The following is a 390-nucleotide window of genomic DNA, read 5'->3' on the forward strand; positions in this document are numbered from 1 at the left end:
CGAAGTTTTGCCTCTAGTGGAGCAGGACTTCGGTGACCGCGAAACGCGTGTTATGAATTGGGATGCGAAGTACGTGGCGGCCGCAGCGGTGCCCAAGATTTGCCCGGCGAAAATCGAGAGCGGGCTTGAGACGATGTTACGGGATATTTCGGTTGCGACCTTCCGTGCCTGCCAATGCCGGGACTATGCCCGCGTTGACCTCCGGATCGACCGGTCCGGCCGGCCTTTTGTGTTGGAGATCAACTCCATGCCGGCGCTCGGCGCGAACAGCTTTTATCCGCTGGTCGCGAGGGCCGCCGGACACAGCTTTCCTAGTTTGGTTAATCGCATGCTCGACATCGCCTACACGCGGTACTTCGGAGTCGACATTCCCCCAGGCTGACGCCCGTC

At 60.3% G+C, this 390-nt stretch carries 1 pseudogene; it reads left to right on the forward strand.

Annotated elements, in window-relative coordinates:
* Positions 1 to 382, forward strand: a pseudogene (locus EN846_RS33760) (hypothetical protein); the annotation flags it as partial.
* Positions 383 to 390 lie beyond the last annotated feature (8 nt).

Origin of the sequence: Mesorhizobium sp. M4B.F.Ca.ET.203.01.1.1, from assembly GCF_004791025.1 — a bacterium.
GTDB classification, from domain to species: Bacteria; Pseudomonadota; Alphaproteobacteria; order Rhizobiales; family Rhizobiaceae; genus Mesorhizobium; species Mesorhizobium abyssinicae.